The 17,328-nt window shown below is 34.7% G+C and carries 9 protein-coding genes; 3 read left to right on the top strand and 6 right to left on the bottom strand.

Going from position 1 to position 17,328, the window contains the following annotated elements; all coding sequences use genetic code 11:
* Positions 1–19 precede the first annotated feature (19 nt).
* From DMB71_RS13485 to DMB71_RS13475, 3 genes are all read left to right on the top strand, one after another.
* Positions 20–1,933: a lytic transglycosylase gene (locus DMB71_RS13485; protein ID WP_111366905.1), complete on the top strand. Its 1,914-nt coding sequence runs from the start codon at positions 20–22 to the stop codon at positions 1,931–1,933.
* A gap of 94 nt (positions 1,934–2,027) precedes the next feature.
* Positions 2,028–4,100, top strand: a complete 2,073-nt coding sequence (locus DMB71_RS13480) for a PBP1 and LysM peptidoglycan-binding domain-containing protein (protein ID WP_111366903.1) — start codon at positions 2,028–2,030, stop codon at positions 4,098–4,100.
* A complete protein-coding gene (locus DMB71_RS13475; protein ID WP_111366901.1) occupies positions 4,100–4,501 on the top strand; it encodes an OsmC family protein in 402 nt (133 codons plus the stop codon). Before DMB71_RS13480 ends, DMB71_RS13475 begins: the two co-directional genes overlap by 1 nt.
* Positions 4,502–4,655: 154 nt before the next feature.
* On the opposite strand, the gene DMB71_RS13470 is transcribed toward DMB71_RS13475, so the two are convergent.
* The 6 genes from DMB71_RS13470 to DMB71_RS13445 form a co-directional block, all read right to left on the bottom strand.
* The gene (locus DMB71_RS13470) at positions 4,656–5,993 is read right to left on the bottom strand and encodes a Gfo/Idh/MocA family protein (RefSeq protein WP_239452971.1); all 1,338 of its coding nucleotides are present in this window, start codon (positions 5,991–5,993) and stop codon (positions 4,656–4,658) included.
* A gap of 147 nt (positions 5,994–6,140) precedes the next feature.
* A complete protein-coding gene (locus DMB71_RS13465) occupies positions 6,141–8,324 on the bottom strand; it encodes a M1 family metallopeptidase (RefSeq protein ID WP_111366897.1) in 2,184 nt (727 codons plus the stop codon).
* A 21-nt stretch (positions 8,325–8,345) separates the two neighbouring features.
* Positions 8,346–11,441: a DUF5107 domain-containing protein gene (locus DMB71_RS13460; RefSeq protein ID WP_111366895.1), complete on the bottom strand. Its 3,096-nt coding sequence runs from the start codon at positions 11,439–11,441 to the stop codon at positions 8,346–8,348.
* A gap of 261 nt (positions 11,442–11,702) precedes the next feature.
* Complete coding sequence (locus DMB71_RS13455; RefSeq protein WP_239452970.1) at positions 11,703–14,705, bottom strand: glycoside hydrolase domain-containing protein; 3,003 nt, start codon at positions 14,703–14,705, stop codon at positions 11,703–11,705.
* 37 nt (positions 14,706–14,742) lie between these two features.
* Positions 14,743–15,738, bottom strand: a complete 996-nt coding sequence (locus tag DMB71_RS13450; protein ID WP_111366975.1) for a c-type cytochrome — start codon at positions 15,736–15,738, stop codon at positions 14,743–14,745.
* Between the two features lie 112 nt (positions 15,739–15,850).
* Positions 15,851–17,257: an aryl-sulfate sulfotransferase gene (locus DMB71_RS13445; RefSeq protein ID WP_111366891.1), complete on the bottom strand. Its 1,407-nt coding sequence runs from the start codon at positions 17,255–17,257 to the stop codon at positions 15,851–15,853.
* Positions 17,258–17,328: the final 71 nt, after the last annotated feature.

Raw genomic sequence — 17,328 nt, 5'->3', positions numbered from 1 at the left:
TTTTTATAACCTACTATTTATGAGAGAACTTTTAACGATTTCTCTTGTGTTTATTTTGTCTTTTAACAAAATAACTGCGCAAGATTCAATTATCGAGCACAAGATTCAAAAAGGTGAAACCGCTTATTTTATTGCCCAAAAATATAAGGTTTCTATTGACGAGATTTACAAGCTCAACCCCGAATCGCAAAACGGAATCAAAGACAATCAGGTTTTAAAGATTCCAGTTCACAACTCAGAAAACACAACTTCAAAGCAGCAAACTCACATTGTTGAACCAAAAGAGACATTGTTTGGTTTATCAAAACAATATCATGTTTCGGTTGAAGCCATTCAGAATGCTAATCAGGAAATATTGGCCAGCGGACTTCAAATTGGTCAAGAACTTATTATTCCTCAAAATTCAGATCATTCTTCAAAACAAGAAATCGCTATTTCTTCAAAAACAACGCATCAGGTTGTAGCAAAAGAATCTTTGTTCAGCATTGCGAGACAATACAATGTTTCGGTTCAGGATTTAGAAAATTTGAATAAAGACATTTTGATTAATGGATTGCAGATTGGTCAGACGATTTCAATTCCAAACAAAAGAAAAACATTGGATGGAAGAGTTCGTGTTATCAATCAGGAAACGGTTTTTCATATAGTTGAACCAAAGGAAACTAAATTCTCTATCGCAAAGAAATACGGAATTTCAATAGACCAATTAGAATCACAAAATCCAGAAATTGTAAACGGATTAATTGTTGGAAACAAATTGGCTATTAATACGAAAGGAATTCAACCAACAAACGAAAGTGAAGAATTAATGTTGGCTTTGGCCGAAAAACAAGTTGTTGTCGAGAAAACAAAAGCCAAAACGGTTGAAATTGAAGATTTGAAAGATCGTTTGGTTGTTCAGAAAGAAATGAATCAGAAAATTATAAAGATTAACGATTTGAAAGTGAATCTGAATGATATGAATGGTTCTAAAGAAAATTCGGTTGAAAAATTGCGTTTGGTTTTAGAAGCCAATAAAAATGTTCAAGATGTTTTAATGGCAAAATTAGATTCGCTTGTTGTAGCAATGAATGATGATTTGAAAGAACTGAAACGAATGGATATTTTGAATGTTGAAGAATCAAAAAGATTAGAAAAACAATCTTCTGAAGGAATTAGTAAAACAAATGAATTATCATCTCAACTGAAAAAAGAACTGGCAGAAAACAGAAAAGTGTATGCTGGTCTAATGAATAAAGTTGAGAAAATTGCTGTTGAGGAAAATCAGGAATACAAGAAAAAAATCCGCGAAAGCGAGAAAAAGTCCAATACAGAACCTTTGCAAGAGCGTTTGTCTCTAGAAGAAATTAAACGCTATAAAGAAGACCAGCAAAAAGGAGATGAAAAAAATCAGCTTTTAATTGCTAAAATTGATTCTCTTGACAATCAGAAAAAAATTGAAGTAAAAAGACACATCAGCAAAGCTTCCTATTATAGCATGGAAGCTCGAAAGTTTGATGATAAGCTGGCTTTGGTAAAACTGAAGAAATATCAGGACGAAGCAGTCAAAAAACAGAAAAAAAATAATACTGTCGAAAATTCAAAAACAATTTCGCTAGAAGAAATGAAACAAGAATTGAAAGACAATCCGTTACGACCTGATAAAACAGTAAAAGTAGAAGTTTATGATAATCTTAGAGAAGTTTCGAATGGGTATTACTTAGTTTTGGGTATATTTACAGACGCAGTTGACCGAGATAAGCTTATTATGAAACTCATTGATTCTGGCGATTTTAACGCTAGTTTCTTTTTCAATATTAACAGCCTTTCGTACTATGTTTACAGTGATAAATTCGAAAACATGGAAGAAGTGCTTTATAAATGCAAGAAAAAAGAAGAAGATGAGTTATATAAAGAAATCATAATTGCCAAAGTAGAAATCGATTTGAGATGATTTTTGAGTGAAATGACAAACGGCTCGAATTTTGCTTTTGGATAAATCTGTGAGATATTTTTAAATTAGAAATTAAATTGTTTTAAGCCATATTATGAAATACTATTTAACATTATTGTCTCTTGTATTTTTTATCAGTTCAAGTGCTTTTTCTCAGGAAAAAGTGGTGAAGTATAAAGTGTCAAGCGGTGAAACTATTAATCAGATTGCTCAAAAATTTAAGGTTACGCCTTATGATATTTATAAGCTGAATCCAGATGCTAGAGCGGGTTTAAGTCCGAACACAGTCTTGCTGATTCCTACAACAGGAGATGCAAAAAAAGAAGTTGCTGAAACAAAAACTGCTGTTGCTTCAGGAAAAGAAATTATTCATGAAGTACAACCAAAAGAAACGTTTTACAGCATCGAGAAAAAATACGGAATCTCTGATGAAGCTTTAAAGGCAGCAAATCCGTTTTTGGAGAAAAGTGGTGTTCAGATTGGACAGAAGCTGGTTATTCCTGCAAAAGGATCTGCTCCAAAAACAGCAGCGAAACCTGCTAAAGAAAAAGGTGCTGAAAAATACGTGTATCATGATGTTCAGCCAAAAGAAACAAAATTTGGAATTGCAAAACAGTATGATATGACTGTTGAAGAATTAGAAAAACGTAATCCTGATATTGTTTCTAGTCTGCCAGTTGGTTACAGATTGACAATAAAAGGAACAGCTCCTAAAACAGAACATGTTGCAACAGAAACAGTAAAACCTGCTGAAAATAAGAAACCAGCTGAATCTTCTAAAAAAGCTGTGACTTATATGGATTACCAGGTAAAACCGAAAGAAACGTTTTATAGTTTAGGAAGAGTTTTTCATTTAACGCAAGATGAATTAGTAGCATTAAATCCGTCGCTTTCTGAAGGTGTAAAAGAAGGAATGGTTTTGAAAGTTCCTGCTGGATATATTGCGCCAGCTCCGATTATTGCTGCCCAAGTACCTTCTGAAAAACCAGCTGATTCTTCAGTAAACAAACCAATAGAAAGTACTGGCGGTGGAATTAAGATTGTTGATAAGGTAAAATCTACTGAAAATGAAAATGTAGAAATTGTAGAATTGACTAAAAAAAGAGGGGTTAATGAGCGCAAAAAAGTAGTGTTATTACTTCCTTTTAATATGGCAAAAGTGCAAAGCGACACATCTGGAACTGCAAATAGAATTAAAAACGACAAGTTCTTAAATATGACTTTAGATTTTTATTCTGGAGCTTTAATGGCGATTGATTCTGCAAAAACGTTGAAACTACCAATTGATGTTGCTATTTACGATTCGCAAGAAACCAAAACTACTTCGAATGTTATAGGTTTGACTCAGAAACTTCAAGATGCAGATGCTGTAATTGGGCCATTTTACCAGAGTAATGCAGAAACGGCAGCAAGTATGCTGCGTTCGTATAATGTTCCTGTAATTTCGCCTTTGTCAAAAGATAGCGCAAATCCGATTGATAATTTGTACCAGACCGTACCTTCAAATGATGTAATCAGAAATTCGGTTTTTGACTATATGCGTTCTAAAAACGGAAATATTATAGCAGTAGTTGATAAGAAAAAAGAGTCGGTTATTAATTATATTAAACAAAACCAAAAAGGGGTTGCATTTGCATCTCTGACTGAAACTGGAGGTTTGGATGTGGCTAACTTAAAAAGTTTATTATTGCCAAATAGGATGAACTATGTGGTAATGGAGACAGGAAATACAGCAATGGTTAAAGCTACGATTAAGGCTTTGCTTGATTCTCAGAAAACATGTCAGGTTCAATTGGTAATTTTGGAACCAAATAGCACATTAGATACAGATGAAATTAGTTTTGATAATTTGGTGAAACTGAAATTAATGTATCCTTCTGTGACTCGTGAAAGTGATGAGCAGCCAGTTTTAATTTATGAAAAGCAATATCGTCTGAAAAACAAAGCAAATCCGACGACTTATGCAACTAGAGGTTTTGATGTGACATTTGACACGATGATGCGTCTGATGCAAGGAAAAACATTTCAGGAAACTGCTGATTTGATGACGACTCAGCAAGTAGATAATAAATTTCAATATTATAGAAAAGAAGATGGCGGACACGCTAACAAAGGCGTTTACATCTTGTATTATGATAGTGACTTAACTTTAAAAGTAGCAAATTAATGACATCAAAAGTAACCTATTTAGGAGATTTAAGAACAAGTTCAATTCATGTGCAGTCAGGAAGTGAAATCATTTCTGACGCACCAGTAGATAATAACGGAAAAGGAGAAGCCTTTTCTCCAACAGATACAGTTGCAAATGCTTTAGCAAGCTGCATGATGACTATTATGGGAATCAAAGCTCGTGATCTAGAAGTTGATTTTGTTGGATCTACAGCAGAAGTAACTAAGATTATGAATGCAGAACCAAGAAGAATTGGAGCAATCGAAATTGTATTTCAAATGAAAAGCAACGCTGACGAAAAAAGCAAAACTATTTTGGAACGTGCTGCAATGACTTGTCCAGTATTTTTAAGTTTAAACAGTGAAATCGAAAAGAAAATTACATTCAATTGGAATTAATTTTTAACTTAATATTAAAAGGAGCTGTCTCAAAAGGACAGCTTTTTTTATAAGCTTCGGAGATTCTGTGTTGATTTACAAATGGTCTAAAACAGACAAGAGAGCAACATCTACTTTGCTCTCTTGCCCCTTTCTAACTAACTAACCAATATATTTATTCTGAAAACTCTAATTTTTTAAGTTTGTTCCAGCCTCCACGAGTAAAATCAGGGATTTCAACCGGAGCAGAATTATGGTCTAATGAAATTTCTGTTAACGGCCCTAGACAAGACCATTCGGCTAAATCATAAACGTCCATATCCAAAGGAAGTCCTTTTTGCAAACAGTGAATTAAACGATAATCCATGATGAAATCCATTCCGCCATGACCGCCTACTTTTTTAGCTTGTTCTTCAATTCCTTTGGCAATTGGGTGTTTGTATTTTTCCATTAATGCTTTTTTCACTTCTTCAGGAACAAAAGAGTGTGCGCTCAATTTTTCGTGATTTGGTTTTACATCGTCACTTAATTCTTTTCCATTTAATGCATAACCTTCAAGCGGATATTTATTAGCAAAACCTTTTGTACCGCTCAATTGATACATTCTGCTGTACGGACGAGGAGAAGTCACGTCGTGCTGAATGTGGATTGTTTTTCCGTTTTCCGTACGAATCATCGTCATGGTGTGATCTCCGTTTCTAAAATCTTTAATTTCTTGTCCAGATTTTTCTTTGATGTATGCAGGATTTCCAACCGCTTTTGTATCCATAGAAACCAAGAAATTCATTTTGTCACCACGGTGAATATTTAGTGCCTGACATGCAGGTCCCATTCCGTGTGTCGCATAAATATCGCCGCGATGTTTAATGTTATAATCCATTCTCCAGTTGTTCCAGTATTCTCCCCAGAAAGGCTGTAAACCGTGAATGTAAGAACCTTCAGCATGAAGGATTTCTCCAAAGACACCTTGTTGTGCCATATTTAGAGTAGTCAATTCGAAGAAATCGTAAACGCAATTTTCCAATTGCATACAATGTTTTCTTGTTTTTTCTGAAGTATCAATCAGTTCCCAGATTTCTTTCATAGTTAAAGCTCCTGGAACTTCAATCGCAACATGTTTTCCATCTTTCATAGCCTGAACACCTATCACGGCATGATGTTTCCAGTCTGTTGCCACATAAACTAAATCTACATTTGGCAAAGCCGTAACCTTTCTCCAAGCATTTTCGTCTCCGTAGAATTCCTGTGCTTTTGGAAAGCCGGCTTTCGTTAAAATCTCATTTGATTTTGCCGTATTTTCCTGAGTCATGTCGCACAAAGCCACAATTTCTACACCCGGAATATGTGTCATACGTTCGACTGCTCCAGGGCCGCGCATTCCAAGTCCGATAAAGGCAACACGAACCGTTGGGATTGGATCTGCTGCCATTCTCAATACGTCTTGCTGTCCTTTCGGGCGTGCAGGTGTTTTGGTTTTAATCATTTGAGCCGATGCAAATGTTCCCCACAGCATAATGCATGCGGCTAAAATGAATTTTAAATTACTGGTTTTCATGATTAAGATTATATTAAATAAATAGTTATTCTAAAAACAACCTCTCTAATGAACCAAATTAGAGAGGTTTTCAAAAACAAAACAGACTCTAAGGACTCTTAATAATTATTTTTGACTACTAAATCTTTTCATTAATGGCGTTACATGTTTTTGGGTATCGTCATCTAATGAAGCCAATGCTTTATCTGCTTCGGTTGGCGCGTATTTTGTTAATCCTGTTAATCCTGCCGCAATTACGTTGTATGATTGTTCTTTAATGCTTTCTTCCATTAAATTTTTATAAGAAGCATCTCCTGTAGAAGCTAGTTTTACGATAGCATTTGCTCGCGCGATTGTCTTTTTATCATTTTTAGCAATATCAAGAAGTGTTTTTAAAATCTGATCTTTGGTTTGTTTTTCATTCAAATCAATTGCTTTGATACTTAATACTCTTAAATCTTCCTGTTGATCTTTTAGACCTTCCAGTAAAATAAGTTGCGATTCCTGGCTTCTGTCTTTTGTAGCAAATTTGATAGCTTCAATTCGGTTGTAATACGATGGCGCATTTTTATATTGAAAAAGATAATCAGCAGCCGTTTTTTTATCTACATTAACTTCACCAACCAAGATTTTATCTGGATCTAAATCTATAAATTCAGGTTTTGAAGGAAGGTCAAAACTGAAACTTTGCTGTCTTTTATTAATTAAAATATCTTTTCTGATTTTAGTTCCGTTTACATAAAGATCAACTTTTAAAGGTAATGTAAAGGTTTGCACTGCACTATCCTGAGATTGATTTACTGTAATAATAACTTTTCCGTTAGCATATTTGTAATTCACATCCAGAATTGGACTTCCAGCATTATAATACCATTGCTCAAAATAAGGTAACCAGTCTTTTCCAGTCACTTCTTCCATCGACAAACGCAATTGATGTGGTTCACCAGATTTATAAGCATTTGTGGTTAAATAATGATTTAATCCTTTAAAAAAGGCTTCATCACCCATTTGGTTTTTCATGGCATACAAAATGATTGAACCTTTAGAATAACTGATATTGTCAAACATATCGTCTGCGTTTTTGTAATGAAAACGTGCTAAAATCGGACTGTCGCCATTTTTTTGAGAGCGCAAATAATTTTGAAGCTTTTCATAACGCGATCTGTCCTCTGCATCTTGTCCTGCATCATGCCCATGCCATAAAACTTCTCCAAAAGTGGCAAATGATTCATTCATGGTTAAGTTTGACCAAGACTCAGCCGTTACGTAATCTCCAAACCATTGATGAAAAAGTTCATGAGCAATGGTACTTTCTTGATTGTCATCCAGTAATTCTCTGGCTGTTTTCTGTACATACTCGCCGTGAACGGTGGCAGAAGTATTTTCCATCGCACCTCCAAAATAATCTTTCACAACAATTTGCGCATATTTTGCCCAAGGATATTCTACGCCAAGCATTTTGCCATAAAAATTCATCATATCTGGCGTTTTATAAAAAATCTGTTTGGCATAAGGCGCATATTTTGGCTCCAAATAATAGCTGACTTCTTTTCCGTTGTATGAATCTTTATAGATTTTAAAATCACCAACGGCCATCATAAACAAGTAAGGTGCATTTGGCTGTTCCATCTTCCAGATATCAGTTCTTGTTCCGTCTTTGTTTACTTTTTGCGAAACTAATTTACCATTTGATAGTGTAGTATATTTAGCCTCAACAGTCATAGCAAGTTCAGAAGTTGTCTTCTGATTTGGTTTGTCGATTGTTGGGAACCAGCAAGAAGAGGCTTCCGTTTCGCCTTGCGTCCAAATTTGTGTTGGTTTGTCTCCTTTTCCATCAGGATTAATAAAATACAATCCGTTTGAGTTGGTAATCGATTCGCCAGCTTTGCTTTTTAGTTCTGCTGGTTTGGCAGTGTAATTAATGAAAATCGTGTACTTTTCAGTTCTTTTGTATTTTCTGTTTAAAGCGATTGAAAGTTCTTCGTTATCATATTTGTATTGCAACGGAATACTTTTTTTACCATCTATTATAGCAATTTCTTTAAAATCCATTCCTTTCGCGTCAAGCTTAAGCGAATCGGTTTCGTAAAAATGCGGTTTTAAAGTAATCCATTCTTTTCCGTATAAATAACGTTTTCCATAATCGAATGAAACTTCGAGTTTGGTATGAATTAAATCATGTGTTTTTAAAGGAGTAGTGCGATAAATGGATAATTCATCAGCCTTTTCTGCTTTGTTTTGTGCTTCAATTTTTGGACTCATCAAAACGACAAGACCCAAAAAAGTATATTTTAAAAAATGGTTTTTCATTTTATTGTTTTTGAAAGTTCTTTACAATTTTTCGATAATTCTGACTTCGCCGTCTTTTTCATCTTCGCTTAAAATATTCGATTGTTTTTTGGTGTAAGACAATAAAGTCCACTGAATTATTTTATTTGTCGGATATAAATTGGCCTGAGTTTTAATCCATTTTTCAGCTTCCTGAGCAGAAGAAGTTTTTTCGATCGCCCAAGCTGAAACTAACTGATTTGCCGGCAAGAAATTCATAACCGTATTATCAACTACTGGATGAAAAGCCACGATTTTATCTAAAGATTTTGAAGCCATTTCTTTGTTTCCAAGACTGTTATAACATTGATAATCTAGCCAGTTTTCAAGTCTTTCATCTATATTTTCGTCATAAGGTTTTCCAACCCCTAAATTCTCTGGAAACAGTTTGGCATCTGCAATAAATTGTAATGCTTTTTTATAATTTTTGCTTTTCATTTCGGCTAAAGCCTGCATCAATTTAGCTTCGTGATACAATTGTCTTCCTGCCGTTGCGCCTTCAAACGGAAGAATCTGCAATTTGGTTAAGAACGAATCGGCTTCGCGGTATTTTTTATTTAGCAATAAAGTTTTAGCGTAAAGCATTCCAATCAAATAATTGTCTTGATGTTTTTTATAGAAAGATTCAGCTGTTGCAAGCGCTTTGTCAAATTGTTTTTGAGCGATGTAATATTCTGCCAGCATTTTATGGTATCTCCAGCCTTGCGGATCTAATTTGATGGCTTGCTGAAGACTTGCCAACACGATTGCCGAATCATCTTTAAATAAAGAAGCTTTAGCTCCGTAAAATGCAGGATCATTTGGTTTTGTTCCGCATTGTGTAAACAATTCTATAGCTTCTGATATACTGTTACGATTCCATTCAATTAAACCTAAATGATATTTTAATTGGTATTGATCGTTTGTTTTAATCAATGATTTCAAAATTTCAGCCGTTTCATTTCTAAAAGGGAAACTAGTTCCAGGTTTGATTTTGCTTACATCAACTGGTTTATTTTCTAAGAAAGCTTTCCAATAGATAATTTCAGCGCTTGGTTCAGCGATAGAAAACACTTTTAGAGCATCTTCTTTTCTACTAATATTATTGTACCAAATTCCTAATTCAAGAAAAGTCTGTTCTGGCATTTCGTTTTGAATGGCAGAAACAAAAGCACTTTTTGAATCGGCTGAATTGCTCCAAAGGTGTTTTTCGAAATCAGCAAAATGATTCAGCGGATCCAATTTTGTAATGATTTTTAAAACCGAATTTGCTTTATCTGAATTATTTTGAAGACGATATAAAACCGCTAAAACCTGTAAAGCTTCTATATTGTATTGATTATAGATTAAGCTTTTTTCAGCATATTCAACCGCTTTTGGCAGATCGTTTTCTGCTAAATAAATTTTACTTAAAGCGGTGTAAGCAGGACTTCTAAATTCAACACTTGCTGCTGCAATATCAAAACCGTCTTTTGCATCGGTATTATTTCCTAAATGAAAATTCGCCAAAGCATAAAAATAATTGGCTGGAGGATCATAAGTATCAATTGATAAAGCTTTGCTTGCTGCATTTACAGCTGCTTTGTAATCTAATTTTCTGATTTGCAAAGAAGCCAATGCAGAAAGGGCAGGAGCGTAGTTCGGATCTAGTTTTAAACAAGCATTCAATTTATCTTCAGCCAAAACATAATCTTTGAAACTGATGTAATTTTTTCCTTGCTGATACAATCCATAAACCGAATTATGATCAAAATCTTTCGGAATTTCTACAGGGCGATTGATGTTTCCGTCTTCTGGCGCAGAATTCCAAACCAATTTGTTTCCACCCAAAACAAATTTCAATTTATTAGAGTCGACTTTTACTTGAATTGAATCTTTAAAAGTTTGCATGGTATTCAAAGCAATATCTTTAGAATACACTTTTTTATCGTTTTCAAAAACTTCAATTTTTTCATTTAATTTTTGAAGCGGAGAAAAATAGATTTTCAGCCAGCCGTTTTCGTTTTTAATATTGACAGATCCATAATTATTGGCTTTTACAAAACCTTTTGTGTGTTTTACAGGAAACCAATATTCAGTCCAAGTATCGGTTTGATAAGGTGCAAATGAGCGCTGTTTGAAAGGTGTAAGACTACTGGTTTCACTCGCCTGATTAAACAATCTTCCGCTTTGCACTTCTACATATTGTCCGTCAGTATCGGTTAATAATTTTTCCCAAATCATACCTTGCTGAGACAATCCCCAAATCCAGATTTTTTTGCCCGGTTTATCATCATGATTGCCATATCTTCCCATTCCGAAATCTTCGTCGTGATAATATCCTCCAAAGAAATCATCGTATTTCCCAAATACGTGATACGACTTGTAACCTCCAAAATTGTTGTTTTTGTAAAAAGATAAATCTTTGCCGTTTTCTTTGTCAATTGGCCAAGAATTGTATTCTCCGTTATGACCAATATAATTTTGTCCCGGATAAATAAATTGCAGATTTTCGGCTGCTTTTATTCCGGTATTCATCCAAGTATAGTAAGGCTGTTCAAATTCTGTTGTATTCGACCAAAACGAATTTGTGGTAAAATAGGCTTTGTCTTTTGGCAGATTGATGTCTAATTTCCAAGAAGTTCTGGTCAATAAATCTAAAACGCCAATCACACAGCTAATGCTTCCATCTTCTCTGTTTATAATTTTGTAGTCGACAGGCGTAGCACAGTTTGGCGTATGCCCGATAATTCCGTAATTGCCTTCAACACCGCCGCTTGTCCACGGTCCGCGCATGGCAATGTCTCTAAATTTTACCACATGATTATTGTAAACGATGTCTTTTCCTGTAGATTTTTCTATTGCCGACCAGACTTTTCCGCCAATTTCTGGCAAAATCATCAGTTTGATATAGTCGTTTTCGATTTCGATTACTTTCCATTCTTTTTGAACAGGTTTATCGGTAAAACCATCAAAACGGAAATACGGATAAAACTTGGTATCAGGCTTCGGAATCGGATCAGGATCTGAGAACGGATATGTGGTAAATACTTTTTTGTATTCTTTTACAGTGGGTTTGTTTTGTGCGTTGACAAACAGGCTTCCAAGGAGTAGAATTGATAATAATGGTCTAAATTTCATGATGGAGAGCTTGGTTTTTTGTGGTTATTTTTTTGCCACAGATTACACAGATTAAAAGGATTTTTTTAATCTATGCGTAATACAAATTAATCTGTGTTAATCTGTGTAATCTGTGGCATTATTTTTTTTTGAGCTTTTTTGTCATTTCGACGAAGGAGAAATCTTTGTAAGTAGCTCCGCAATGAAAAACCAATCTTTGTCGAGCTACTTGTGGAGATTTCTCCTTCGTCGAAATGACAAACAGTACTAGGTAATCGTTGGTTATTTCACAATCAACAGCCAACCTTTTCCTTTAGAAACTGGTATTTCGTCTTTTGTTGTGAACGTTTTTGCTGGTTGGAAATTGGTAACTTCTGGAGCTGTAATTGTTGCTTTTGCAGGATTGATTCCTAGTTTTTTCCAGTCGATGTTTAGTTTCACATTTACATCAGCATCTGCCCAACTTGCGATTGAGATTAAAGCTGTTCCGTTCTTTTTGTAAACTGTTGCTAAAACTTTATCGTTGTTTGTTTTTACAGGGCAGTTTTCACTCCAATATCCAATCATTTCAGAACCTTTAATTCCGAAAGAATCCCATACTTTCCAGATGTTTCTTGGGTCAGCACCATCGCTCCAAGGCAATCTATTTGTCATTCCGTAAACCATTCCTCTCCACGGATTTCCACCATCTTGAAGCATTTCTCCCATTAATCCAAACGGAATTCCGCTTACCTCAGTTAAGAAAAAGTCAGGCTGATTTTTTTCGTAATCAAAATATTCTCCAAACCATAATTTATTGATGTACGGGAAGTGCTCCATATATAAGTTGGCACTGTTATTAAATCCGTCACTTTTGTTGTATTGGTTCGCGCTATGTAAATCGATAATTCCAGGATGTCCGTCTTTAGTTAAAACTCTTTTGATACGTTTCATTGTGATTCTGTCGAAAGCAACGTCATCTAAATAAATTCCATCAATACCAACATTTTGAGTCAGCCAGTTCATTCCTTCCACATAATAATTGTGCCAACGGTTCATACCACTGTTTACAATTGCAGCATCTTTAATTTCTGGTACAAACCAAGCTGCGATATAATCGTCGCCAACGTGTTCTTGCAACCAAGAGAATCCGCCTCCTTTTCCTGGAGAATAAATTTCGTGGCCTAAACTTCTAAGGGCGAAAGTCTCATAAGCTTTGTTGGAAACCTCTCTAACCGTATTGTATATTTTTACTTTTAATCCTTTTTCATGAGCTTCATCGATATACGTTTTCATCTTTTTAAATTCGATAAAAGGATAATTGATATACGGATTGATTGCATTAGCGTGGTGAATATTAATTACCGTTGCACCAGTTTTAGCAATAGAATCGATTGGGCTGTATTTGTGGTAAAACTTAGTATCCCATTGAAAATCTGTGTTGATAGTATGGAATGGCGTAATCAATAAGTTGAAATTATAGTATAAAACATCGCCTTTTTTCATTGTTCTAGCACCGCTGTATGCATTTACTATAACCGATTTTTGATTTGGTGTAATCGTGATTCCTCCTTTGTTTTCATTGCCCCAAGAAGTTGGCAACAATAAAGGTTTTTGCAAGTAGAAATTCGTGTTTAACGGACGGCTATATTTTTCGTCTCTTAAAGAAAATTGCAATCCAGAGTTTACAGCACCAATCCAGGCACCGTCTTGATTTTTATGCGCAACATCCCATTTCCAGTCAAAAGTTGCAGGACGATCGCCACCTTTTTGACCTAATCCCATCATGTATTTTGCAGAAGTTGGCTGCATTGGCATTTGGAAATTAATGTCATTAAAAGATACATCTTCAAGAGCTGTAACTTTTACCGTATAATGTACAAAACCATCAAATTCAACAGAAGCGTTCACATCCATTTGAACCGATTTTGAAGTCGAAGTGCTTTCCCAAGAAACTATTCCAGCTTCTTTTTTAGTGAATTTTACGCCACTGTTTTTCCATTGTACTTCTTTTCCTGATGCGTCAACAAAATGAAAATCTATTGGAGCACTTAAAACATCATTTGCTTTTGTTCCTACCGAAGTCATTTCTGGAGTAAAATAAGTCTGAATTTGTGCAGGGAATCCGTTTGATCCTAAAGTCAGTTTTCTTCCTAATAAAGCAATTTCAGAATTATTTACAGTTAATGGAGTATAAGGAGCAATAACTGTATTTTCCTGAGCTAATGTCGAATTCAACCATTTTAAACGCGTCATTTTTTCTGGACTGTCGATGCCTCCGTTTTTTGTTACTTCATTAGAAACAATAATTTGAAGATTGATTTCTTTTGATTTTCCGTCAGCTGTTACAGTTGCTTTTCCATTATACGTTCCAGCTGCTGCTGTTTGCGGAACATCGATACCGCACCACATAGCCTGAATTTTTCCTTTTGAAACAGAAACGGTATTTGTAAAAGGAGTACCGTCATATCGAGTTCCGTCAGTATTGATACAGTTGATGTCTTTCGCTTCAATTGTTGCTCCCGTTGTACTTACTAAATTGGTGAAAGATACTTTTACGTTTTTCAAATCTTCAAGAGCATAAACTCCCAATTGAAAAGCTAAATATTCGCCTTTCATTGCCGTATCAGAAAAACTGTTTTGAACGCCTTTCTGAATCCATCTTTGTGGCAAGTCCGATTTTAATTTGATAGAATGTTCTCTGTCTTCTGGGAAAACTAAAAATGAATTTCCACTGTTTTTTGTCAAAAGAGCTGAAGTTTCAGACGCTGTTGCAATTACTTCCATTGGGTAAAAACTATTGAAAGCATTTACGCTCTGAATTTCTGTTACAGCCGCATTGTCTTTTAAGTTTGGTTTTATACTAGAAAGCCATTTTGCATCGGCTTTGTCTTCAGGTTTCTGATAAATTCCTTTTGGATAATTAGCAGTTCCTTCGTCTACATAAGGCATGTAATAAACATAATATGTTCCTTTTCCGGAAATTGGTTCAAAGAAAATAGTTCCGTTTTCTCTATTGATATTTTCGGTTTTTACGTTTTGAATTTCCTTTCCAGACGCATCTTGAACGATAATCTTTTTAAGTTCTGGATTCGTGTCTCTTCTTCGCCATTCAATAGTCGTTTTAGCAACATTTCCTGTGCCAGAAAAGACAACTACAGCACGGTGATTTCCTAATTGATTCGGATTCCAGCTGTCATTTCCGTCTGAATATTTAATTTGTGCAGTTAGAGAAATGCTGATTGTGAAAAGACACATTATCAGTATTCGGCTTAAAAGCGTTGTGTTGTTTAGGTTTAGTTTCATTGTATTGTATAATCAGGTTAAATAGTATATTTTGAGTTTAGTAAACGGCTTTCCATCCTTGTTTTTTCCAGTAAGCAATAATGGGTTTGTAAGGACCGTATTTATGCTGTTCTTCAGAAAAATTATCTTGAAAAGGGCTATGTGAATAATCAATTGGTTTAGACATTTTTTCAGCATAATCAAATGTTTTTGGGTTTGGTCTTTTATGCTGTGAATCGTCATTTACGAAAGCCGCAATATCAAGCGCTTGTTTGTCTGTAAGGTATGGTTTTCCAAGCAGTACTTTATCATAAGGCATATTGCTTTTTAGCCATTGTGCTTGTTTGATTACGCGATGCATGCTTGAACCTGGCTGATAACCGTATTGTCCCCAAAGAGGAGGGTAGGTGTAACCTGATTTGTCTGCATTGTAAACTCCCTCGCCATTATTTCCGTGGCATCTTGCGCAGTTTTCTGCAAATAGAACTTTTCCTCTTTCTGGACTTGCCGCAACATCTGGAAATTCGATTTCTAAATTTTTTGCTCCTTTAAAATTACCATCTTTTGGAACAAATTTGCTAATCCATTTAAAATAAGATAAAAACGCCACCATTTCTTTGCTATCTAGCGGAAGCGGTTTTCCAGAATGCGGACGCATAATGCAGTTATTAACTCTTTCTGCTAAAGTAAGGACTTTGTTTTCGCGTCCGCGATATTGTGGATAATTGTCATGCGAAGACATCAAATTGAATGCATGAGGTTTTGTCCCTGCATCTTGATGACAATTGGTGCAGTTCATTTTATTGCCTAAATATTGTCCGTTTTTTCCGTTTGGACCAATATAATATGCCGTTTTCATCATTAAGTCTCTTCCGTAACGAACCGATTCTCCAAATTGATCATCAGGAATCTGAGAAGTATCAATTGTGATATAGCCTTCGTCTTCTTCTTCAGTTGTTTTTGAAGCTAAAGTTTGTGAATTGGTTTTGGTGCAGGAATTGAAAACAGCTATTGAAAATGCTGAAAAAAGTCCGATAAGAATTGTTTTTTTCATGTCCATTATTTTTAATCTTGTTCTTATCCTAACAGGTTTCAAAAACCTGTTAGGTATTTTTTTCAATTTTATACCTACAAGGTTTGCAAAACCTTGCAGGAGAGTCATTTCTTTAATTCAGAAGAAAAGGTTTTAATTTTTCCTCCGGAATAAAGATGGTTCTGTATGGCGGAATTTCAGATTCTAAAGCCCATAGCAAAACTCCTTTTTTATTGGTTAAAACGGTAATATGTCTTTTAGAACAGCAAACTAAAAAGAGATCTTTATTGATCATATAGGCACTTCCCATTCTGTCGTTGTAAATATCTTTTGGCAATTTTATATGAAAATCCAGTTTTACTGAATTGCTTTTTTCGTCTACTTTTAAGGCAAAAACAGAAGATTGTTTTATATCAACACCATTATCAAAAAACAATAAACTGCCTTCTTTATCGATGTGTGCGGCATGCGCTTGCGAGAAATTGGTATCTGATGCCATTTTCATTGTGCCGCCTTTTCCTAATTTCCAGATTACTTTTCCTGTTTTAGAATTAATTTTCCAAATCTGACCATTGTTGTAGAAAGAAATTAGAAAGTTTCCATCTGTATCATAGCTCAAGCTGTTGGCATGTGTCCAGTCTTTCTTGTTCTTTAATAAATTTTTGTCTTTAAATGGATCTAAATCATCAAAAACACTCCATTTCCAAAGCTGTTTTCCTTTTTTATTTAAGATTATAATTCCGTCACCGTTGATGGTATCTTGTTTTTTTCCTCCAATAGAAGTTAAATCGATTATTTTTTGCTCGACAGTTAAAGCGACAATTTCGTCAGCCGATTTTTTTATGATTTCATGGTGGATAACTTGTTTTAAATCACCGTCACCTTTTTTGATGTGAGTTAAAGTATCGCCTTGAAGATTAATTTCTAGAATTTCGCTTCCATAACTTGTTGGTTCGTCGTTTGTGCCTAGAATAGAAAGAATAGTTTGATCTTTTGTAAAATGAGTAACTTTAAATCCTGTTCCTTCAAGTGTATGATACCATCTTAAATTTCCTTTGTAATCTACAATATAAGCTGTTCCAGGAGTTTCTCTTTTTGCTAAAAGCAAAAATCCTTTTTTGAAATTTTGTGGCAGTAATTCTGGTTTTGGACAATTGGCTTTGAATTGCTTTTGAAGCCATTCCGGAAGTTTTCTAGATTTGAAAGTATAAACTTTACTAGTTTGTTTATTTCCGTCTTGAACTGTAACTAATTGAAAACTATAATTGGTTTCTGGAATTATGTTGCAAAGTACCAATGAATGTTTTAAGCCAGAATTTGAAATAGGAGAGGTCATTTTATTTTGATTTCCTTCTTTGTCCGACCAATATTCTGCATATACCTGAGCTTGGTCATTCGTAGTAACATCGATCTGAATTTTCAATTGGTTGTTACCATGAGTGCCAATATTGATATTGGAGATAATTTGGCTTTTAGAACAGCTGACGAATGCTAGCAAGACTAAAATAAAACTTCCTTTTAATATTAAATTTTTGATCATTTGAAAAGCTTCTTTTGTGAAACAGAAAAGTACTTTTATTGTTATAAAAAATCAAGAATAGACAGACATTT

This window comes from Flavobacterium tistrianum, assembly GCF_003254545.1.
Classification (GTDB): Bacteria; Bacteroidota; Bacteroidia; order Flavobacteriales; family Flavobacteriaceae; genus Flavobacterium; species Flavobacterium tistrianum.
This window is presented reverse-complemented; position numbering and strand designations above follow the sequence as displayed.

Bases quoted from the DNA above. Each gene is read 5' to 3' on its own strand.
- DMB71_RS13485 (WP_111366905.1), top strand. From the start codon at position 20: ATGAGAGAACTTTTAACGATTTCTCTTGTGTTTATTTTGTCTTTTAAC.
- DMB71_RS13480 (WP_111366903.1), top strand. From the start codon at position 2,028: ATGAAATACTATTTAACATTATTGTCTCTTGTATTTTTTATCAGTTCA.
- DMB71_RS13475 (WP_111366901.1), top strand. From the start codon at position 4,100: ATGACATCAAAAGTAACCTATTTAGGAGATTTAAGAACAAGTTCAATT.
- DMB71_RS13470 (WP_239452971.1), bottom strand. From the start codon at position 5,993: ATGCTGTGGGGAACATTTGCATCGGCTCAAATGATTAAAACCAAAACA.
- DMB71_RS13465 (WP_111366897.1), bottom strand. From the start codon at position 8,324: ATGAAAAACCATTTTTTAAAATATACTTTTTTGGGTCTTGTCGTTTTG.
- DMB71_RS13460 (WP_111366895.1), bottom strand. From the start codon at position 11,441: ATGAAATTTAGACCATTATTATCAATTCTACTCCTTGGAAGCCTGTTT.
- DMB71_RS13455 (WP_239452970.1), bottom strand. From the start codon at position 14,705: ATGAAACTAAACCTAAACAACACAACGCTTTTAAGCCGAATACTGATA.
- DMB71_RS13450 (WP_111366975.1), bottom strand. From the start codon at position 15,738: ATGAAAAAAACAATTCTTATCGGACTTTTTTCAGCATTTTCAATAGCT.
- DMB71_RS13445 (WP_111366891.1), bottom strand. From the start codon at position 17,257: ATGATCAAAAATTTAATATTAAAAGGAAGTTTTATTTTAGTCTTGCTA.